Consider the following 20,827-nt stretch of genomic DNA (forward strand, 5'->3'; position numbering starts at 1 on the left):
TGATCCTCCGCGCGAATTAGATGTAGATCGGCCCAGCAATTTAGAACATCGATCTTGAATAGAAATTAAGGATTTAAATTTCTACCGTTCAGATGGGTTTAGCAGCCGTTCCACCAGATACGGCGTCAGAACCCCGGTCGGACGTCGGCCGACAGAGAGCTGGTATTCCTCGATCATCGACCGGGTCGCCGGATCGAGATGTCCGGTCAGGAAGCGTCCGGTCATGCCGAGGGCCCGCTGGATGTCCTCGATATCGTCCCGGGTCAGTCCGGATGCCTCCAGATCGCTTTCCGCCCGCTCTGGCACCAGACCGACGGCGGACATCTGGATAGCGGGATAGGGGGCCGGGTGGACCCCGGCCATACGCCGTTCGGGCAGGGCGCCGGTGGCCCGCAGCCCGCCGCGCCGCCGCAACAGGGAGAACCAGAGATCGGCGGTGAGCGACACGGCGACGGCGGTGATCAGGAAGCCCAGCAGCTTCGACGGATGGGAGGCGACGACCGACACCGCCGCGAGGCCCGCCGTCCAGGGCCGGCTCTCCTCCGCGAAGATCCAGCCGATGGGCATGCCCGGACCCGCGGTGAGAATTGCGTCTTGGGGGGAGCCCGCCGCCGGAACGCCGGCGCCGAACGCCGCGGTGCCGGTCCACACGATCCGTGCGATCTCCAGCGTGTCGATGTTGAGCGCCACGGCCACCGCGGCGGCGAAGATCAGGATCCAGCTTCGGCTGCGGCGCCGATACCAGCCGGTGGCGCGGTCCATGGCGTCGTCGTACCAGTCCTCGATCCGCTGGCGAAAGGCCTGGCGGTCCATCCCGGCTTCCTGGGCGAACAGGCCGAGGCTTCGCCGCAAATCGTTGTTCGGTGCGGCCGCCAGCAGGTCGGCGACCCTGGGGCGGGCCGTGCCCGATGCCTGGGCCAGAACGGTCAGCTCGTCCAGCAGGGCGCCGGCGAACAGCCGCGCGGACAGGTAGGACGGGCCGATCCTGCCGGGCATGCGGAGCTTGCGGATCGCCGGGTGGTCCAGGATCCGCCCCGCCAGATTGTTGGTGACGCAGGGATCCTCGTTCTCGCCGCACAGGTCGCGGATGGTCCGGGCCAGGGCCTTCTGCCGAAGTTGGAAGGCGGATGCGAAGAACTCTCGAACGGCGGAGCAGATCAGGGCGGTCAGGATGTAGACGAGGACAAGGCTGACAACCACGTCGATCAGCGATCCGGAAACGGGCATGCCGGTCTCCTGGCGGGAGCTTCAAGAGCTAAGGGATATCGTTGAAGAAGACGTAGTTGCCGATCTGAGCGCAGGGCGCATGTTCGCGGGAGTAATAGGGGGAGACCCGGCGGTGGTGGTAGTGGTCGGCGCCGAGGGTGATCCCGCCGACCCTGCCGGCGATCAGATCGCGCGCGATCGTCACGCAGTCGGCGATCTCGGGGTCGGCGAGAGAGATGGAGAGGGTGCGGTTGCGGTTCGGGTCGCCCGCGTTCCAGCAGCTGAACTGGTCCGGCTGGCGGCAGACCGCCTCGACGCTCATGCCGAACCGCGGCGAGCGCTTTATCGCGCGGTTGTAGACCACCTCGGCAATGGCGAAGCGGGTTTCCGGGGGCTCGCGGCGGGCCTCTCCGTAGAGAGTCCGGGCGACCAGGTCGATGGCGTCGTCAAGGTCGTCGACGGGAGGACGGTCGAGCGGCATGGCGATAACGTCCGTGTCTGTTACCAGGTCGAGTTCCCTAGTCTTGGTGAAGGCGTCCAGAACGGTGGTGATGGGGGTGAACACGCTGATCTCCCCGCGTCCCTCGTCGGCGCGGCCTTCGCCGCCCCAGGCATGCAGGCCGACCGCGCGTCCCCGGTCGTTGACCAGGCTGGCGCCGCTGTCGCCCGGCTGCGTCGCGGCCCGGCAGAAGACCTGGTCGCGAAATCCGACGCGCCGCCGGCCGATGCCGGGGATCTCGGCCTCGAAGGCGAGGGTGGCGCGTTCGCAGACGACGGTGGCGCGCTGGCGCCCGCTGACCGCACCCGACAGATGGAGCCGCATGCCGGACCGGATGTCGCCGCTGATGCCGTTGGGCAGGGTGCCGCTCAGCCGGGCGACGGTCTCCGGTCGATCGATTTCGGCGATGGCGGCGTCCACCCGGTTCGGATAGCCCGCCTCGCTCGGGACCGGGGCCGTCCAGGCGACCAGACGTGCCGCGGGCTGACCGTGCGGCGTGCCGTCGGAGAGCATCACCCGGTCGCCGACCTGAGGCGCAGGGCCGCCGGCGAGAACGTGGCCCGCGCCCAGCAGGTAGGTCCGTCCGTCGAAACGGTGTCGCAACAGATAGCCGTAGGACCCCCAGGTGGCGCGCTGACGATCCGCCCGGACGGCGTTCCGGTCGGCTCCCAACGTACCGTCGGCGGGGGCCGCCCCCTGGCTGCGCAGGGGGGCGATCTCCTCGACGTCGATCGGAACCGCCGTGCCGGACTTTCTATGGAGGATGAAGGCTGGAACGGGGTCAGCGAGGCGATGCCTGGGGCGTTTCCCGTCGACGAAGACCTTGAGACACCGCTCGTCGATGTGGCGACCGTCCGACTGCCGCAGACCGATCCCGAAGCCCGCCACGGTTTCGTCCCGGGCCCAACTCACGGTGGCGCCGTCCCCTGAAGTCAGGTGTTCAAAGGCGGCGGCGATTGGGTCTGCGTCATCCATTCTTCAGAGGTCGGTTCCGCTGTCGTTTCCAGTTCGGGGGTGCCGGGCCGCCGCCGTCGGGAGTATGCGGCGGCGACCCGGCGAGGCGCTCTTATGTCTGTCTTGGTCTGCCCCCAAAGATGACGAGCGCCGAGAGTTCAGCCTGCACCTGCAGGCCGGATCATGCGACCACACCGGTCACGGCACCGCTGTGTTGATTCTCACGATGGACCGGAAAAAGTCGCCCGACGGGCCGGCTGAAGCGCAGGCGGCGACCGTGGGCCGATGGACCGCTCCTTCGTTGTCGACCGTCTTTAGAGCCGTTCCAATAACGGGCACGCTCGTTCTTAGAATGATATGATGGTTTTTCGATCTTTTGTCGGTTTATCCGTCTGATTGAAGGAGTATGCGTTTAAGTAAACATGCGGTGGTAACTTTTTGTTGTTTTAATAGCCCTGGAGTTTCTTGGTAAAGAAGCCGGTCTTCTTAACCAATATTTATATTTTTGCCGATTAGATTAGAGGGAGATTAATGCGAAGATCTGGAGGGAATTATGGAAATGTGGCTTGCCGATGGTGTCCGATCCACACGGAGGACATGCATCGCCACCCTGGCCGCGTCGGTGCTTGCGATCTGCCTGTCGTCCGTGCCGGTCAAGGCGGAACCCAAGGCCCTGACGCTCTCCGTTGAAGAACTCGTGACCGACGACCTCATCGCCGACATCCGCGAGTGGGTGAACGTCCCGGTCGTCGCCGAGGCGCTGCGCAGCCGCAACGAAGGTGCCGGCCAGCTCGCGCAGAGCGAGATCGATGCGCTCGACGCCAAGTGGCGCGAGGAGACCGAGAAGGAAGACCAGCCCCTGATCACCTCAGTGTTGGCGAACCCTCTGTCGTCCTATCTCTACCGTGTCCAGGCACGCTCGGTCGGCCTCTTCACCGAGGTCTTCGTCATGGACCGCAATGGCCTGAACGTCGGCCAGAGCTCGGTGACCTCCGACTACTGGCAGGGCGACGAGGCCAAGTTCCAGAAGACCGTCGGTGTCGGTCCCGGCAGCGTCTTCGTCGACGAACCGGAGCTCAACGACGAGACCGCGACCTGGCGCGCCCAGATCAACCTGACCATCGAAAACGCCCAGGGTCAGTCCATCGGTGCGATCACCGTGGAAGTCAACCTGACCGAGCTCGAGCGCCGCAAGCTGGCCGGCCTCGGGGCCTGAGGAGGCACACATGTCGTTTCTCAATGATCTGAAGTTCGGGCGTAAATTCGCCGCGGCATTCGGCATTCTGGTCGCCATCATGGTGGCTTCCGGAGCCCTGACCTTTTATCAGCTCAACCGCGCGTCGGATGCGGCGAACGAGGTCGAGCGGGTCACCGGCCTGCTGATGACGCTCAACACGATGCAGGGTATGGCCGTGGATCAGTCCGGCTCCATCAAGGAGCTGCTGCTGACCGGTAACCGGGACGCGATCGACCGGTACCGCCAGCAGGGCGAAGCGTTCGACCAGGAGGCGAACAAGCTTCTGGCCGCTTTGTCGCAGAGTGCTGAATCCCGGAAGATTGCCGAGGAGTTCGTGGCGATCAATCACACCTGGCGTGAGACTGCGGAGCGGCAGATCGCCCTGATGCGGCAGCCGTTCACCGTCGACGAGGCGCGCCAGCTCGAGGCCAACGGCGCCGGGCAGAAGTACCTGGCGGCGTTGACGGAGAAGTTCGACGTTCTCAACGCGATGGGGACGCAGGTCACCCACGAAGCCAAAGAACGCCAGGATACCGTGTTTCAGGTTGTCGAGTGGTTCGCCGCCGGCTCTGCCGCCCTGGGCGTTCTCGTCGCCGTCCTGGCCTACCTGGCGCTGACCCGGGGTATCGCCGCGCCGATCCGGGCGATGACCGGTGTCATGGGCGAAATGGCCACCGGCAACCACAACGTCACCGTCCCGGGTGCGGGACGCGGCGACGAGGTCGGCCAGATGGCCGAGGCCGTCGAGGTGTTCCGCCGCAACATGGTGGAGAACGAGCGCCTGCAGGCCGAGGCGGCCGCCAAGCAGAAGGCGGAGCTCGACCGTGCGCAGGCGCTGCGGGACATCACCCAGAAGTTCGAGTCCGAGGCTCAGTCGATGACCGCGGCGGTGGCGGCGGCGGCGACGGAACTGGAGGGCACCGCCCAGTCGCTGAACACCATCGCCGACCAGTCCACCCAGCGGGCGACCGTGGTGGCCTCGGCGTCGGAGGAGACCTCCGCCAACGTCCAGACCGTCGCCACCGCGAGCACCGAGCTCTCGGCCTCGATCAGCGAGATCTCCCATCAGGTCGCCAACGCCAACAGCCTGGCCAGTGCGGCCCGGAGCGACGCGCAGTCGACGGAGTCTGAGGTCCGGGCGCTGGACGAGGCGGTGCAGCGGATCGGCACGGTGGTGACCCTGATCCAGGAGATCGCCGAGCAGACGAACCTGCTGGCCCTGAACGCCACCATCGAGTCCGCCCGCGCAGGCGATGCCGGCAAGGGCTTCGCGGTGGTGGCCTCCGAGGTCAAGAGCCTGGCCGGGCAGACCGGCAAGGCGACCGAGGAGATCGCCTCGCAGATCCAGGCCGTGCAGGACCGCACCAAGACCGCCGTGAGCGCGATCGCCAAGATCGTCACCCGGGTGAACGAAGTGCAGGAAGTGGCCGCGGCCGTTGCCGCCGCCGTGGAAGAGCAGGACTCCGCGACCAAGGAGATCTCGCGAAACGTCGAGGAGGTCGCGACCGCCGCGAACGAGGTGAACGTGAACATCTCCGGCGTGCGCGAGGCGGCGAGCGAGACCGGTGAGTCGTCCGGTCGGGTGCTCACCACCGCCCGGAGCCTGTCCGAGCAGGCGGAGGGGCTGAAGAACCGGGTTCAGGCGTTCCTGCGGGACGTCCGCGCCGCCTGACCCGGCAGCAATCGAAGACGCGCGGGCGGTCCAGAACGGGCCGCCCGTTTCGTTTTAGGCAGCGCCTCTTCGCCTTTTTCCATCCGTCCATGTCACACCGGGGGCCGCTCCATCGTCATGACCGTGTCGATACCGTCGACACGTTGATCCCAAACGATGGAGTTCCCCATGACACCCCGCCTCGCCAATCCCTATCCGCTCGCCAAGGACGGCTTCGCCGCGATGGTCGCCCTGGAGAAGGCGATGTCGGCCGGTCCGATCGAGAAGCCGCTAGTTCACCTGATCAAGCTGCGCGCCTCGCAGATCAACGGATGCGCCTACTGCATCCACATGCACACCACCGAAGCCCGGCGCGAGGGCGAAAGCGAAATGCGGCTCTACATGACCAGCGCCTGGCGAGAGTCCTCGCTCTACTCGCCGCGGGAACGCGCGGCCCTGGCCTGGACCGAGGCCCTTACCCGGCTGCCGGAAACCGGGGCGCCGGATGCCGACTGGGACCTGGTCTGCGACCAGTTCGACGAGACCGAGCGGGCCTGGTTGTCGCTTGCCGTCGGGGCGATCAATGTGTGGAACCGCGTGGCTGTCGGCTTCCGCTACGGTCACCCGGTGGAGACACCGACCGGAGCCGAGAATGCGGCCTGAGGACCCGACCGACGACTTCGAGACGCAGCGGCCGGCGCTGCTGCGTCTCGCCTATCGCATGCTCGGCTCCATGGCGGAAGCCGAGGACGTGGTGCAGGAAAGCTGGCTGCGCTGGAGCGAGGCCGACCGCGAGGTCATCGACAATCCGGCGGGCTGGCTGCGGCGGGTGGTGACGCGGCTGTGCCTGGACCAGCTCAAGTCGGCCCGGGCCCGGCGCGAGACCTATGTCGGGAACTGGCTGCCGGAGCCGGTGGTGGATGCGCCGGATCCGGCGCTGCTGGCCGACAACCTTACCTATTCCCTGATGCTGGCGCTGGAGCGCCTGTCGCCGCTGGAGCGGGCCGCGTTCCTGCTGCACGACGTGTTCGACACGCCGCTGGAGGAGATCGCGGCGACCCTGGGTCGGGCGCCGGCCTCGGTGCGCCAGCTTGCGGTGCGGGCCCGCCGGCATGTGCGCGGCGAGCGGCCGCGCTATCCGGTTGATCCGGAGGAGGGCAAGCGCCTGGCGAAGGCGTTCTTCGAGGCCGCCCGCCTGGGTGATGCGGCGGCACTGACCGCCTTGCTGGCGCAGGATGTGACCGTGCGGTCGGACGGCGGCGGCAAGGTCATTGCCTTTCCCAACACCATCACGGGCGTCGACAAGGCGGTGCGGCTGTATTGCGGGCTCGCGCAGAAATTCGGCGGCCATCGCGCCGAGCTGCTCGATGTCGTCACGGTCGACGGCCAGCCCGCCGTGATCTCGCGCATCGGCGACACGGTGCAGGCGACGGTGCTGGAGTTCAGTGCCGGCCGCATCGCCGCGATCTACGTGATGCGCAATCCGGACAAGCTCGGACGGATCGGCCGCCGGCTGGCCTGACGGTACCGATCCGCCGGGCCGGTCTGGGTCTCTTGGCGTTCTCTCCTCCTAGACGATAGTCTGCCTGTGACCGGGCACCTTCAGGGCGCGGCTCGACCGCGCCCGTCAACGAGACCCGGAGCAAATAAGGTCTGAGAGAGGAAACCCATGAGTAATGAACCGCATCTCCTGGTCCACGACCGCAGGGACAATGTCGGCGTGGTCGTGGTGGAGAACCTGGCCGCCGGTACCGACATGCTGTGCCGGGTCACCGAAGACAACTCGACGTTCCACCTGAAGGTGCTCGACGACGTGCCGATCGGCCACAAGGTGGCCCTGGTCGACCTCTCCGAAGGCGATACCGCGATCAAGTACGGCGAGGATATCGGCCGCATGGTCGGCAGCGCCGCCAAGGGCAAGCACGTCCACGTGCACAATCTCAAAACCAAGCGCTGGTAGGAGGAACGACCCATGGCAACCGCGATCGACTATGCCAATCAGAGCGTGACCGCCTGGCGCCGGGAGAACGGCCGGGTGGCAGTGCGCAACCACGTCGTCATCCTGCCGGTGGACGACATCTCCAACGCCGCCTGCGAGGCCGTCGCCAACAACGTGAAGGGCACGATGGCGATCCCGCATTCCTACGGCCGGCTGCAGTTCGGCGAGGACCTGGACCTGCATTTCCGCACCATCATCGGCACCGGGGCCAACCCGAACGTCGCCGCCGTGGTGGTGATCGGCATCGAGCCGGAATGGACCCAGGTGATCGTCGACGGCATCGCCAAGACCGGCAAGCCGGTGGAGGGCTTCTCCATCGAGCAGAAGGGCGATTTCGAGACCATCCGTCAGGCGAGCTGGAAGGCCAAGGAGTTCGTCCACTGGGCCACCGAGCAGCAGAAAGAGGAGTGCGGGCTGAGCGAGCTCTGGGTCTCCACCAAATGCGGCGAGAGCGACACGACGACCGGCCTGTCGAGCTGCCCGACCGTCGGCAACATGTACGACAAGCTGCTGCCGCACGGGCTCTACGGCTGTTTCGGCGAGACCTCGGAGATCACCGGCGGCGAGCATATCTGCGCCGACCGGGCGGCCAACAACGAGGCGCGCGACAAGTTCATGAAGATGTTCCAGGCCTACCAGGACGAGGTGATCGAGCCGCACAAGACCTCCGACCTGTCCGACAGCCAGCCGACCAAGGGCAACATTCTGGGCGGACTGACGACGATCGAGGAGAAGGCGCTCGGCAACCTGGAGAAGATCGGCCGCACCTCGACATATATCGACGCGCTGGAGCCGGCGGAGGCGCCGGCCAAGGGCAACGGGCTGTATTTCATGGACACCTCTTCGGCGGCGGCCGAATGCGTCACCCTGATGGCGGCGGCCGGCTACGTGATCCACACCTTCCCGACGGGCCAGGGCAACGTCATCGGCAACCCGATCGTCCCGGTCATCAAGATCACCGGTAACCCGCGCACGGTTCGGACCATGAGCGAGCACGTGGACGTGGATGTGTCGGGTGTTCTGAAGGGCTCCCAGACCATCGACGAGGCGGGCGACAGCCTGATCGAGATGATCGTGCGCACTGCCAACGGACGGCACACGGCAGCCGAGGCCCTGGGCCATGTGGAGTTCGTGCTCACCAAGCTGTACCGCAGCGCCTGACGCCGGCCCGCGCAGTGGCCCCGGATCCAAGGGGGGAGGGGATCCGGGGCCGTGCGGTCGGGACTGGGGGGACGGTCCCGACGGACCGGAACTCGATGACGCGCGAGCCCCGGAGTCCGCTAAGCGTTGCGGTCTGCGGCGGCAGCGTTCGACCGGCCTGCACGTTGAACGCGGCACCCGTCGTCTTCCGTCGCGGATTTACCGAGTTCAACGGACCGGGCGACGGGATGCGGACACCCGGCGTCAGTCGGCCGCATTGCGCGGCCCGGCACTTTGCGGTTCCTTCCGGGCATCCGGATAGCGGAGGACGCGATGAGTGAACGGCCGATCGGTTTGGGGATACGCAGGGGGCTGCGCCTGAAATGCCCGGAATGCGGCGAGGGGCGGCTGTTCCGCAAGTTCCTCAAGGTCTCGGACCATTGCGAGTTCTGCGGGGCGGACAACACCGTCTATCCCTGTGACGACGCCCCGCCCTATCTGGCGATATTCCTGGTCGGACACCTGCTGATGCCGTTCATCGTCATGATGTCGCGCGACATGGCGCCGCCGATCTGGGTGATGGCGTCGATCTGGTTGCCGCTGACGCTCGCCTGCTGCGTGCTCGCGCTGCCCTATATGAAGGGGCTGGTCGTCGGCTTCGCCTGGGCCACAGGGGTCAAACACCCCGACGCCGAGGGTTGACGCCCCTCGGATCGTTCTTTCAGTACGAGCACTCCCCGGCCTTTGGCCGGGGCGAACCCGTCCGTCGATGCGAAGCGGGAGAGGTTCGGTTCGGGCCCGATCGCATGCCCCGGCACAGGGCCGGGGAGTGCGTGGGAGGGGGAGAGACGGGGAGCACAGCACCGATCATCTCGCTTCCAGTCGCCCCGTCCGGGAAACGCAGCCGTGCCCGAGGCGGCGCATCCGGCGCCATGCATGTCTGGTCCTTCTGCCGGACCCTCGGCTATTGTCGCGCCTTCATCAACGGAAGGATCTGAGAATGGCGAGTGACGGCGACAATCGGCCGACCGGTGCGGAGGCCATGGTGCGCATGCTGGAAGCCCATGGCGTAACCCATATGTTCGGGCTGTGCGGCGACACGACGCTGCCGTTCTACGACGCCCTGGCCCGGCTCGACCACAACATCCACCACATCCTGACCCGCGACGAGCGCCACGCCGCCTACATGGCCGACGGCTATGCCCGCGTCACCGGCAAGCCCGGCGTCTGCGAGGGCCCGTCCGGCGGCGGTGCCACCTACATCCTGCCGGGCCTGGTGGAGGCGAACGAGAGCTCCGTGCCGATCCTCGCCATCACCACCGACGTGTCGACCACCGCGCGCGGCCGCTATCCGCTGACCGAGCTGGATCAGGTGTCGATGATGCGGCCGCTGACCAAGTGGAACACCAGCCTGGACGATTCCAGCCGCCTGCCGGCGATGATGCGCACCGCCTTCCGGGCGATGACCACCGGCCGGCCGGGTGCCGTCCATCTGGCGCTGCCCTTCGACACCCAGAAGGGTTACGTGGACGCGGGCGAGCTCTGGGCCGATCCGCGCCACCAGACCTATCCGGCCGAGCGCGCCGGCGCCGATCCGGACGCGATCCGCGAGGCCGCAGCGATCCTGGCCAAGGCCAAGTCCGCCGTCGCCATCTGCGGCGGCGGCCCGGTGATCGCCGGGGCCGAGGCGCCGCTGGCCCGGCTGGCGGACCTGCTCGACCTGCCGATCGCCACCACCGTGTCGGGGCAGGGCGCCATCGCCGAGACCGATCCCCGCGCCGTCGGCGTGGTCGGCACCAATGGCGGCGTGCAGTCGACCCGCGATGTGGTGGAGGCGGCCGATGTGGTGCTGTTCATCGGCTGCCGGGCCGGCTCGGTGACGACGGAGCGCTGGCGCTGGCCGTCGACCGACAAGACCATCATCCATATCGACAGCGACCCGATGGTGATCGGCGCCAACTACTCCACCGCCGTGGCGATCTGCGCCGATGCCCGTCTGGCGCTGGACGCGCTGGTGGCAGAGCTGGAGGGCCTGTCGGGCCTCGCCCAGCAGAACGGGGCCGAGCGCGCCGCCGCCGCCTGGCAGGGCAAGCTGGACGCCTATGGCCCGCTGGCGGCGAGCCGGGACCGGCCGATCAAGCCGGAAGTGGTGATCCAGGGGCTGATGGACATCCTGGACGACGACGCGGTGATCGTCGCCGATCCGGGCACGCCATGCCCGTATTTCTCCGCCCATTACCGCTGGCGCATTCCGGGTCGGCACTTCATCACCAACCGGGCCCACGGCGCGCTCGGCTACGCCCTGGCCGCCGCCATGGGGGCGCAGGTCGGCCGGCCGAACTCCCAGGTCCTGGCGGTCATGGGCGACGGCTCCTTCGGCTTCTGCTGCGGCGAGTACGAGACGATCGTGCGCAACAAGCTGCCGATCAAGTCGGTGGTGTTCTCCAACGCGGTCTATGGCTGGATCAAGGCCGGCCAGGAGTCCGGCTTCGGCCAGCGGTACTACAATGTCGACTTCAACCGCACCGACCACGCGGCCGTGGCCAGCGCGTTCGGCGTGAAGTCCTGGACCGTGGAGGATCCGGCCGACTTCGCCTCGGTGATGAAGCAGGCGCTGGAGCATGACGGCCCGACCCTGGTCGACGTCATCTCCCAGCCGCTGCACGAGGCGGCGGCCCCGGTCTCGGAGTGGATCGCCTGATCCGCCCCTGAACAGGTAGCGAAAAGGCGAACAGCCCCGGATTGCGGTCCGGGGCTGTTGTCGTTCGTGATCCGGCCCGGAGTTTTTAGAGAGCCTGCACCGAGCGGATGAACTGGCCGACCTCGGTCTCCAGGGTCGACGACTGCTTGTTCAGATCGCCGGCGGCCGACAGCACCTGGGAGGCGGCTTCGCCGGTATGGCGGGCGGCATCCGAGACACCGGAGATATTGCTCGACACCTCGGTGGTCCCGCGGGACGCCTCGGTGACGTTGCGGGCGATCTCCTGGGTGGCGGCCGTCTGCTCTTCCACGGCCGCGGCGATCACGGTGGCGATCTGGTTGATCTCGCCGATGACCTTCACGATCTCCTGGATCGAGGTGACGGAGCTCCGGGTCGCGGTCTGCATCTCCTCGATGCGGCCGCTGATCTCCTGGGTGGCGCTGGCGGTCTGGGTCGCCAGAGCCTTCACCTCGGACGCCACGACCGCGAAGCCCCGGCCGGCCTCGCCGGCACGGGCTGCCTCGATCGTGGCGTTCAGGGCCAGCAGGTTGGTCTGCTCGGCGATGTCCTGAATGAGGCGGACGACGTCGCCGATCGCCTGACTGGACACCTCGAGCCCCTGAACCGTCTCGTTGGTCTTCGAGGCCGCATCCACGGCCCGGCCGGCGATCTGGGTCGCCTGCTCGAGTTCGCGACCGATCTCCGCGATCGAGCTGGTCAGCTCCTCCGCGGCGGCGGCGGCGCTTTCCACGTTGCTCGACGCCATCGACGATGCCCGCACGACGGTCGAGGACTGGGATTCGGTGCGCTCGGCGGTCTCGGTCATCGATTGCGCCGATGCCTGCATCTCGGTGGCGGAGGACGACAGGCGCTGGATCAGATCCGCGACCACCTTCTGGAAGCCGGCGATGATCTCCTGCATGGCCTGGGCGCGCTTCAGCTTGGCCTCGGCTTCCGCCTTGGCCGCCTCGTCGCTCTCGCGCTGGCGCAGCAGGGCCAGTTTGAAGGTCTCCAGGGTCCCGGCCATGCCGCCGATCTCGTCCTTGCGGTCGAGATAGGGGACGTCGGCATCCAGATCGCCACCGGAAATGTCCCGCATGGTCCGGGTCATGTTCTGGATCGGGCCGGTCACGCGGCGACGGATCACCTGCAGGCTGACGATGCCGAGGATGACCAGGCCGACCAGCAGGGCGCCGACCAAATAGACCACCATCCAGTTCGCCGCGGCCTCGTCGCCCGCATATGAGATGGTGAGGTCCAGGGCGGTCATGCAGATCGCCACAAGGTCGTTCAGCACGCGGCCGTTGAGCGCCTCCCAGGCGTCCCGGTCGACCGTGTCGGCCTTGCCCTCGGTGATGGCGGTCTCGACCGCCTCGCGCTTCTGCGGGAACTCCTTGGTGACGCTGTCGGTCGCCTTGGCCATGTCGGTCTTCAGCGCCGGCTGCATGCCGGGGCGGGCCATCAGCTCGCTGAGCTGCTGCCAACCGGCCTGACCCTTGCCGCGGAGCTGATTGATCTTCGCCCGCGAGGCGTCGGTGAACGCGCCCTCGCCGATCGCGGCCTGGATCGCCGTCGCCTCCAGACCGACCGCGTCGCGGGTCAGATAGGCGGCGTCCTTGATGGACACCAGCTCGGCGATGACCGGATCGACCATCCGCATCTGCGCGCCCAGCTCGCTCGAGATCGTCTCGAACTGGTTGATGATGCTGGTGGACGCCTTGCGCCATTCATCGGCCAGGCCCTGCGGGCGCGCCGAGAGCGGCTGCTTCAGGGCGGCGTCGACCTTCTGGCGCAGCGTCTCGATCTTTGCCAGGTCGCTTGCCAACGTCTGGTCGGTCACCGCCTGGGCACAGGTAATCTCGGCGCAGAGATCGATCAGGGTCTTCGTGGCGGGCAGCGACGCGGTGCGGACATCGTTCACGGATTTGAGGAAGTCGGCGCTCGCGGCGTCGGTGGCCTTGAGCATGTTGACGACCGGACCACGCTCGCGCCGGGTATTCTGCAGGGCGACGAACGTCTCCTTGAGCGCCTCTGCCGACTGTACGACCTTGCCGGACCTGTGCGCGTCGACAACGGCCACAGTCATCGTGCGCACCCCGAACGCCGCCACGATAAGCAGGAGCGCTCCGTAGAGGCACATCAGCAGCATTGAGATGCGCACATTTTTAAACAAGTTCACCGATAATACTCCTTGTATGCTGAAGACTGGCCCATTTAAGGAAAGGCTGTCGTGTTCCAGACAAAGAGTATTAAGTGTTTATCTGTTAATATTTCATTATGGAGCGATCAGTGAGCGTTACTGAAAATAACGCTTAGAGTCTGCGGCTAAGAAAGGAAAAACCCGAATGCCCGGATGTTTTAAAGTGGTAATTTAATCAATCGTTAAGCATGTAGCTGGCGGTTTTCGACTGAATCCATCACTTGAGATCGAGCTTCATGCCGACGTGAGAGGCGTGGAAGCCGAGCGCCGAATAAAACTTCTGCGCATCGGTTCGGCGGGCGTCGGTGGTGAGCTGAACCAGGCCGCACCCCGCCTCCCGCGACCGGTCGATGGCGTCGCGCATCATCGTCTTGCCGAGCCCAAGGCCCCGGGCGGAGGAGGCGACGCGGACCCCTTCGATATTGGCGCGTGTCATGCCTTCTCGGCTGATCCCGGCGATGAACGTGACCTGAAGGCAGCCGATCACCGTTCCGGCCCGTTCGGCGACGAGATAGACGTTGCCGCCCTGGGCGGTCATGGCCCGGTGGGCGTCGACATAGCTCCGGGGCAACGGATCCTCCAGGCGTTCGCGGGTCTTGCCTAGGGGATCGTCGATCAGCAACGCGATGATGGCGCGCAGGTCGTCCTCTCCGGCCGGACGGATCGTCACGTCGTTGTCGTAGTGGCGGGTCTCGGCCAGGATCGTGTCGGACTGCATCAGGCGTTTCCATCCGGTGGGGTGAGTGCGGTATAGGCGTTGGCCAGGCGGCAGAATTCCTCGACCGTCAGCCGTTCCGGACGCAGGGTCGGGTCGAGATCGGCCGCCCTGATCAGCGCATCGCCGCCGAGCCGCTTCAGGCTCTGCCGCAGCATCTTGCGGCGCTGGGAGAAGGCGGCCTCGGTGATCGTCTCCAGGGCGGTGCGGTCGGCGGGCGCAAGCGGCGCGGCCCGCGGCACCAGGCGCACGACGCTGGACCAGATCTTCGGCGCTGGAGTGAAGGCGGTGGGCGGCACGTCCATGGCCTTGCGGGCCTCGCACAGCCAGGTGACCAGCACGGTGAGCCGGCCATAGGCCTCGCTTCCCGGGGCGGCGGTCAGCCGGTCGGCAACCTCGCGCTGGAACATCAGCGTGAGGGACTCGAAGGCCTGGGGCGTGCGCAGCCAGATCAGCAGCAGGCGGGTGCCGACATTGTAGGGGAGGTTGGCGACGATCCGCCTCGGCGCCGGGCCGAGTGCGGCGAGATCGACCTTCAGGGCATCGTCCTCGATCAGGGTCAGCCTGCCGGCGGAGGCCTCGATCAGCGGCGCGAGGACCTCGGCGGCGCGGGCGTCGCGCTCGATCGCCACCACATGGCCGGCTCCCTCCAGCAGCAGGCCGCGTGTCAGGCCGCCGGGTCCGGGCCCGACCTCGATCGTGGTGCCGATGGACAGATCCCCGGCCGACCGGGCGATCCGACGGGTGAGGTTGAGGTCGAGCAGGAAGTTCTGGCCCAGCGACTTCCGGGCGGACATGCCGGCGGCGGCGATCGCCTCGCGCAGGGGCGGCAGGGCAGCGACCTGAGCAGCCACCTGCGCGGCAACCTGGGCGTCGTCGTCGGAGGGCTGGGTCATTGCGCGGTGGCGCGGCGGCGCGACATGGCGCGGGCCAACTCGACGGCGGCTCGCAGGCTGTCGATCCGCGCCTTGCCGGTGCCGGCAAGGGTCAGGGCCGTGCCGTGGTCGGGGGAGGTGCGCACGAACGGCAGGCCCAGAGTGACATTGACCCCGCCCCAGAAATCCAGGGTCTTGATCGGGACCAGGACCTGGTCGTGATACATGCCCAGGACCACGTCGTAGGTCGCACGCGCCTCCTCGTGGAACAGCGTGTCCGCGGGCAGGGGACCGCGGGCGTCGATTCCTTCGGCGCGCAGGGCGGCCACGGCGGGGGCGATGATGTCACCGTCCTCGCGGCCCAGGGCCCCGCCTTCGCCGGCATGGGGGTTGAGGCCGGCAAGCGCCAGACGCGGCTGCGCGATGCCGAAATCGCGCTGCAGGGCAACGGCGGTGATCCTGGCGGTCGTGACGATCTTCCCGGTGGTGAGCTGACGCGGCACCTCGGCGAGGGGAATATGGATGGTGACCGGCACCACCTTCAGCTCGGGCGACGCCAGCAGCATCACCGGAACCACATCCGGGCCGGAGAGGGCCGCGAGGTATTCGGTGTGGCCCGGATGGGCGAACCCGGCCTGATAGAGGGTTTCCTTCTGAATCGGATTGGTGACCACGGCCGCCGCATCCCCGGCCCGCACCAGGGCGACCGCGCGGGTGATGGCGTCGACCGTGGCCGGCCCGTTCGCCGGGTCGGGCCGGCCGGGAACGCTCTGTGCGGGGAAGGCATGGCGCAGGACCGGCAGGGCGTTCGGAAACGCCGTGACCGCTTCGCGCGGATCGTCGATCGGCGTCAGCGCGGCGGCGATGCCGAGCAGCCGCGCCCGGGCCGCCACGCGCTCCGGGTCGTCGATCAGGAAGAAGGCCGGCGTCTCCGCCGTACGGACCGCCCACAGGCCGAGCGCAAGATCGACGCCGACGCCGGCGGGCTCCCCGGGGGTGACGGCGAGAGGGGCGTCAGACACGGGTTTCGATGAAGGCGGCCTGGCGCAGGTCGCGCAGATAGCGCTGGGCGAGCACCTCGAAGCGCTGGTTCTCGAGCTGCCGGCGGATCTGCGCCGGATCCGGCAGGTTGCTTTCGGGGGCGGTGCGCTCGCAGACCATGACGGCCATGACGCCGTTCGGCAGGTCGATCGGCGCCGACGTCTCGCCGACCTGAAGATCGGCCACTTGCGTGCGCAGGTTCGCGGGCAGCTCGGCCACGCGCGACGTCCCGAGATCCGGGGCCACCGGGGAGCCGGCCTCCTTGGCCAGCGTCGCCAGCTGGTCGCAGCTCGTCGCCTGGGCGGTGACGGCCCGCACGGCCTCCGTCTGGGTCCGGCGCTGCTCGGCGTCGTCGCTGGGGCGGACCGGCAGGAACACCTGGCTCAATCGGATCGCCGCCTGACCCGGGTCGGGCTTGGCCAGCACCCGCGTGTCGGAAACCTGCAGGATGTGATAGCCGACGATGGTGCTGATCGGGTCGGAGACGTCGCCGACGGACAGTGTCTCGACCACCTCGGCAAGCTCCGGGGCGAGCTGGTCGGACAGCACCCAGCCGATATCGCCGCCCACATTGGCGTTCGCCGCCTGGGAGAACTGCCGTGCCACGGACCCGAAGGAGGCGCCGCCGCGGATCTGCTCCACCAGACGGTTCGCGAGCTGCACGACCTCGTTCTCCTTCGTGGGATCCTCAATGGTCAGCAGGATCTCCGATACCCGCTTCTGCTCCTTGCCCACATCGGCGGCGAGACGGGCGCGGGTCTCGTCGACCTCCTCGGCGCTGATCTCGACCTGGCTGGCGAAGCGGCGCTGAACCAGTTTGGACCAGAGCAGGTTGGCGCGGAGCTGGCGTTCGACCGTGCCCGGATCGACGCCGAGCTGGGTGATGAAATCGTTGAACTGCCCGGGGCGCAGTCCGTTGCGCGCTTCCAGATCGCTGCGGGCCCGGTCCATCTCGCTCTCGCTGATGCTCACGCTGAGGCGGTCGGCCTCCTGCATCTGCAGCTGTTCGTCGATCAGGTTGCGCAGGACTTGAGGCGCGAGCCGCTGCGCGGTCTCCGAGTTGCGCGGCAGCTGCGAGGTGATGATCACCATCTCGATGCGGTCGCGCAGGTCGCGGACCGAGATGATCTCGTCGTTCACCACGGCGGCGATCCGCTGCATCTGCTGCGCGTGCGCCACCGGCGGCGACGCCACGGTCATGGCACCTGCGCTTACGGAGACCAGGGCGGCAAGGAACAGCGGGGCAAGGCGTCGAGGCATCGGATCAGCATACTCGTGCGGGCGGAATGGCGGCGAACAATATCAGTGTTGTCGGATGTCCACCAACGCGTTGGGGACACCTTTCGCGTTATTTGCTCTCCAGACCGCCCAGGTGGGTCAGGATGAGCCGGAACATGACCCGGTCATCGGGCTCGATATCCTCGTCGCTGATGTTCGAGCGCTCGAAGTCGATCCCGAACAGCGTGCATTCATCGACATAGGTAAAGCCGAACCGGCCGCGCAGCAACCGGCTGCGCCCCTGGGAAAGGTCGTGGGTCAGGTTGCCGGCGATCCGCCAGTGATCGGTCAGGGTGACGCCGCCATACAGGTCGAGCTGCTCCCGGTCCCCGGTCAGGTCGCTGCTGGCGTTGTCGGCCAGGGTGACGTAGTTGCCGCCGAAATAGAACCGCGGCTGCGAGAAGTTGAAGCCGACCTCGTTGCGGTTCAGCGTCGCGTCCTCGGGATCGAGCCGGAAGCGGTAGGTGAAGGTCAGCGGCCCGCCGGTCGGCCGCACCGACAGGGCGCCGACCACGTCGGAGAGATCCTCCTCCAGCCCCGAGCCTTCCTCGAACGATCCGTCGCCGTAGAACCGGTAGCTCTGGCCGACCAGGATCTCGGTCGATCCGCCGCCATCGCCGTAGACTCCGGCGCGCAGGCCGTAGTTCACGTGGCTGCCGCTGGTCACCCGATCGACGCCCTCATAGCGGTTCAGGCGGAACAGGTTGGTTTCGTCGAACTCGAACGAGCGGCTGTCCTCGTTCGGGATCTCGTCCGGATTGCCGCCCCGCGGACCGAGCACCAAGCCGGCGATCGGCTCGATGACCTGGGTGGTGGTGCCGCTGCGCCGGCCCAGCGGGTACTGCCACTTGAGACCGAGCTGGGGAAACGCCCGACCGGTGGTCTCGGTATCGCCGTTCGACAGCGCGCTGGCGTCGGTCGCGTAGTAGGCATCCGTCTGCAGGCGGGCGTTCAGGGTGTAGATCTCGCCGGCATCGGACGTGAAGGGCAGCTCCCAGCCGGTCACCGCCGAGGCCCGGCGGGTGTCGCCGCCGCTGTCGCGGGTCAGCGCCAGCAGGCTGGCATCCAGGCTGGTGCGCCCGCCGAAACGGCCGGGCTGGCCGATGTGGCTGTATTCGGCCAGCGGCAGGACGATCGGCGTGTCGTCCGGATCGCTGCTGCCGCGCAGGTCCTGGAACTTGTAGGCCGCCACGGAAGTGTAGTTGCGCCCCCGGAAGCCTTCGGCGTACAGCCGGCTGGTCAGCACGTCCGGACCGCCGATGTTATAGCGCCGCAGATAGGTGCGCTGGCTGGCCTGCTCGAAATCGAAGCCGGCCCGCCAGGTCGGGTTCAGGCTGAACTTGCCCTCCCAGTCGGCGTGGCCCTCGAAATCGAACTCGTCGGACTCGCGCTCGTCGGTGCTCTGTTCGACGTAGGCGAGGGAGGTTTTCATGTCGAGCTCGCCGCGCGAGAACCGCTTGCGGTAATCGGTCAGCAGGATGCCGCCCGCCGTGGAGTGCATCCGGGGCTCGACCACCAGGTCGCTGGTCTCGTCGATCACGTAGTAGTACGGCTGGCCGTAGATCACCCCGAGTTCCTCGGAGATCCCCATGGTCGGCGCCAGCAGCCCCGAGCGGCGGTCGACGGTGGGGTCCGGGTGGCGCAGAAACGGGGTGTAGGCGACCGGGAAGCCGTAGAATTCCAGGGTCGCGTCCTCGTAGATGATGTCCTTGGCGACCTCGTCATGGATCACCTTGACCGCCTTGATCTGCCAAAGCGGCGCCTTGGTCGGATCCTCCTTGCAGAGGTCGCAGGGCGAGAACACCGCCTTGTCCAGTTCCTTGCGCTGACCGCCCGTGCGCCGGCCCTGGACCGCGGCGAGGCGGGAGCCGTCGACCAGCAGGCCGCGGAAATTGTTGATCGTTCCGGTCTTCAGCTTGTCGTTCAGCTCGACATAGTCGCTGAACAGCACCTCGCCGGAGGGCTCCATCAGCGACACGTTGCCCGAGGCGATGACCGTATCGGCCTTGCGGTTGTAGCTCACGATGTCGGCGAGCAGGACCCGGGGACCCTGGCTGAGCTCCACATTGCCGCGCGCGGTCACGATGCCGAGAGATTCGTCGTAGACCACCTCGTCCGCCACCAGGAGGACCGGGGTCTCCTCCACGTTCACGTCCTGTGCCGCGACCCGGGCGGTCGAGGCGAGGGCCGATACGAGAACCAGGATGGCGGCAAGGAGCTGTGTGCGGGTCATCCGTCCTCGAGGTGCAAAAGGCTGGTCATGCCGAGCAGCATTGTAACGGTAGCCGGCGTCCATGCCGCCAGAACTTCCGGAATCCTGGCGGAAAGGCCAAGCGCGAAGACGATGTCGGACAGGAAATACAGCAGGAATCCGAAGAACAGCCCGCTGGAGGCCCAGGACAAGGCGTTACCGCGCCGGGTCAGGCGCAGGGAGAAGGTGGCCGCGATCAGCACCATCGCCGTCATCAGCAGGGGCGAGGCGAGCTCCGCATGCCAGTAGAGCCGGTGCTTGATGGCGGAGAAGCCCGCGTTCTCCAGCACCTCGATGAAGCCGGGCAACTCCCAGAACGACATGGTCTCGGGCGAGGCGAAGCTGTCCTGGATGTTGTCGACGGTCAGGTTGGTCGGCAGGGATATCTCGTCGAGCCGTTCCGGCCGGTTCTGGGCGGTGGTGACGACCACGTCGTGCAGCGTCCAACTGCCGTCGGCCAGGATCGCCTCGCGGGCGTCGATCCGGCGCTGGAACCGATCCTCGCCGTCGAAGATCAGCACCATGACGTCGCCCAGGCGGGCTTCCTGCTCATGGGCGCTGCGGGCGTTCAGCACGACCTGACGGTCGTCGCTCCGCTCGCGCAGCCACAGTCCGCCGGCTCCCACGGACAGGAAACTGTCGGCCCGGTTGCGCAGGACGGAATCCTCCAGCGCATGGAACCGCTCGATCATCACCGAGGAGATCGGATTGAGGACGGCCACCTTGATCGCGCCGAGGGTCAGGGCGACCATGATCGCCGGCATCATGAACTGCCAGACCGACACGCCCGCCGCGCGGGCGACCACCAGCTCGTTGGTCCGGGTGAGCCGGGAGAACGCGAGCATCGAGCCGAACAGCACGGCGAACGGCAGGATCTGCCGCGCCATGTTGGGCAGCTTCAGCAGCGCCATTTGCAGCAGAATGAGGAAATACGCGTTTTCTTTGCCGGCCCCGCGGCGCAGCAGCTCGATGAAGTCGAGCAGGAACACGATCGCCATGATCGCCGCGAAGGACCCCAGCACCCAGACGGCGAACTGGCGGCCGATATAGCCCGAGAGGGTCCAGGAAAACCGCATGGCG

At 67.3% G+C, this 20,827-nt stretch carries 17 protein-coding genes; 8 read left to right on the plus strand and 9 right to left on the minus strand.

Translation table 11 applies throughout. From position 1 onward, the window contains the following. Positions 1-81: 81 nt before the first annotated feature. Both G578_RS0103085 and G578_RS28115 read right to left on the minus strand, forming a co-directional pair. Positions 82-1,227 carry a peptidoglycan-binding domain-containing protein gene (locus G578_RS0103085; RefSeq protein ID WP_028793001.1) on the minus strand — a complete coding sequence of 382 codons (1,146 nt, stop codon included), beginning with the start codon at positions 1,225-1,227 and terminating at the stop codon, positions 82-84. 28 nt (positions 1,228-1,255) lie between these two features. Beyond that, positions 1,256-2,617 carry a cell wall hydrolase gene (locus G578_RS28115; protein ID WP_156907185.1) on the minus strand — a complete coding sequence of 454 codons (1,362 nt, stop codon included), beginning with the start codon at positions 2,615-2,617 and terminating at the stop codon, positions 1,256-1,258. A 595-nt stretch (positions 2,618-3,212) separates the two neighbouring features. Here G578_RS28115 and G578_RS0103095 point away from each other — a divergent pair. From G578_RS0103095 to G578_RS0103130, 8 genes are all read left to right on the plus strand, one after another. Continuing rightward, positions 3,213-3,875, plus strand: a complete 663-nt coding sequence (locus G578_RS0103095) for a hypothetical protein (protein ID WP_211228850.1) — start codon at positions 3,213-3,215, stop codon at positions 3,873-3,875. A gap of 10 nt (positions 3,876-3,885) precedes the next feature. Further along, complete coding sequence (locus tag G578_RS0103100; RefSeq protein WP_028793003.1) at positions 3,886-5,568, plus strand: methyl-accepting chemotaxis protein; 1,683 nt, start codon at positions 3,886-3,888, stop codon at positions 5,566-5,568. A gap of 168 nt (positions 5,569-5,736) precedes the next feature. Next, positions 5,737-6,210 (plus strand): carboxymuconolactone decarboxylase family protein, encoded by a 474-nt coding sequence (locus tag G578_RS0103105; RefSeq protein ID WP_028793004.1) that lies wholly within the window; start codon positions 5,737-5,739, stop codon positions 6,208-6,210. Further along, positions 6,200-7,069 carry a sigma-70 family RNA polymerase sigma factor gene (locus tag G578_RS0103110; RefSeq protein WP_028793005.1) on the plus strand — a complete coding sequence of 290 codons (870 nt, stop codon included), beginning with the start codon at positions 6,200-6,202 and terminating at the stop codon, positions 7,067-7,069. The genes G578_RS0103105 and G578_RS0103110 overlap by 11 nt, the downstream gene beginning before the upstream one ends. Positions 7,070-7,216: 147 nt before the next feature. Continuing rightward, positions 7,217-7,507 carry a UxaA family hydrolase gene (locus tag G578_RS0103115; RefSeq protein WP_028793006.1) on the plus strand — a complete coding sequence of 97 codons (291 nt, stop codon included), beginning with the start codon at positions 7,217-7,219 and terminating at the stop codon, positions 7,505-7,507. 12 nt (positions 7,508-7,519) lie between these two features. Then, entirely contained in the window at positions 7,520-8,707 is a 1,188-nt protein-coding gene (locus tag G578_RS0103120; RefSeq protein ID WP_028793007.1) for a UxaA family hydrolase, read from the plus strand. Between the two features lie 312 nt (positions 8,708-9,019). After that, positions 9,020-9,388 carry a DUF983 domain-containing protein gene (locus G578_RS24480; protein ID WP_051243783.1) on the plus strand — a complete coding sequence of 123 codons (369 nt, stop codon included), beginning with the start codon at positions 9,020-9,022 and terminating at the stop codon, positions 9,386-9,388. A gap of 298 nt (positions 9,389-9,686) precedes the next feature. Further along, positions 9,687-11,387, plus strand: coding sequence for a thiamine pyrophosphate-binding protein (locus tag G578_RS0103130; protein WP_028793008.1), 1,701 nt, complete (start codon positions 9,687-9,689; stop codon positions 11,385-11,387). 85 nt (positions 11,388-11,472) lie between these two features. Here G578_RS0103130 and G578_RS24485 read toward each other — a convergent pair whose 3' ends face one another. From G578_RS24485 to lptG, 7 genes are all read right to left on the minus strand, one after another. Next, a complete protein-coding gene (locus tag G578_RS24485) occupies positions 11,473-13,566 on the minus strand; it encodes a methyl-accepting chemotaxis protein (protein ID WP_156907186.1) in 2,094 nt (697 codons plus the stop codon). 238 nt (positions 13,567-13,804) lie between these two features. Then, on the minus strand, positions 13,805-14,305 hold the full coding sequence (locus G578_RS0103140; RefSeq protein WP_051243790.1) for a GNAT family N-acetyltransferase: 501 nt from the start codon (positions 14,303-14,305) through the stop codon (positions 13,805-13,807). Continuing rightward, on the minus strand, positions 14,305-15,198 hold the full coding sequence (gene rsmA, locus G578_RS0103145) for a 16S rRNA (adenine(1518)-N(6)/adenine(1519)-N(6))-dimethyltransferase RsmA (protein ID WP_084618655.1): 894 nt from the start codon (positions 15,196-15,198) through the stop codon (positions 14,305-14,307). The genes G578_RS0103140 and rsmA overlap by 1 nt, the downstream gene beginning before the upstream one ends. Beyond that, complete coding sequence (gene pdxA, locus G578_RS0103150) at positions 15,195-16,199, minus strand: 4-hydroxythreonine-4-phosphate dehydrogenase PdxA (RefSeq protein WP_028793011.1); 1,005 nt, start codon at positions 16,197-16,199, stop codon at positions 15,195-15,197. Before pdxA ends, rsmA begins: the two co-directional genes overlap by 4 nt. Then, complete coding sequence (locus G578_RS0103155) at positions 16,192-17,478, minus strand: peptidylprolyl isomerase (RefSeq protein ID WP_084618656.1); 1,287 nt, start codon at positions 17,476-17,478, stop codon at positions 16,192-16,194. The genes pdxA and G578_RS0103155 overlap by 8 nt, the downstream gene beginning before the upstream one ends. 88 nt (positions 17,479-17,566) lie before the next feature. Next, a complete protein-coding gene (locus G578_RS24490; protein WP_051243793.1) occupies positions 17,567-19,729 on the minus strand; it encodes an LPS-assembly protein LptD in 2,163 nt (720 codons plus the stop codon). Beyond that, positions 19,726-20,823 (minus strand): LPS export ABC transporter permease LptG, encoded by a 1,098-nt coding sequence (gene lptG, locus G578_RS0103165; RefSeq protein ID WP_028793013.1) that lies wholly within the window; start codon positions 20,821-20,823, stop codon positions 19,726-19,728. Before lptG ends, G578_RS24490 begins: the two co-directional genes overlap by 4 nt. Positions 20,824-20,827: the final 4 nt, after the last annotated feature.

Origin of the sequence: Thalassobaculum salexigens DSM 19539, assembly GCF_000423805.1 — a bacterium.
Classification (GTDB): Bacteria; Pseudomonadota; Alphaproteobacteria; order Thalassobaculales; family Thalassobaculaceae; genus Thalassobaculum; species Thalassobaculum litoreum.